Genomic DNA, 263 nt, shown 5'->3' on the forward strand with positions numbered 1-263 from the left:
GCTCTGCGCGGCGGCCTCGGCCACCGCCGGCAGCGGATCGGCCAGGGCCGCACAGAGCGCATCGACCACCGCGTCTTCCTCCCAGGCCTCCAGCAGGCGCGCGGCCTCGCCGCGCACGCCGGGGTCGGGATCGCCGCGCAGGGCCGCAACCAGCAACGGCAGCGCCTCCGGCAGCTCCAGGTCGGCCAGTTCGATCAGCGCCAGGCGGCGTACGCCGGGGTCGGCGTCCTCCAGGCGCGGCGACAGTTCGAGGATTTCGGGCA

At 76.0% G+C, this 263-nt stretch carries 1 protein-coding gene; it reads right to left on the reverse strand.

Going from position 1 to position 263, the window contains the following annotated elements; all coding sequences use genetic code 11:
* The coding region (locus tag OH705_RS27735; RefSeq protein WP_267303499.1) for a HEAT repeat domain-containing protein at nucleotides 1-263 on the reverse strand (263 nt) is incomplete at both ends.

Source organism: Pseudomonas sp. BJa3, from assembly GCF_026343815.1.
Classification (GTDB): domain Bacteria; phylum Pseudomonadota; class Gammaproteobacteria; order Pseudomonadales; family Pseudomonadaceae; genus Aquipseudomonas; species Aquipseudomonas soli.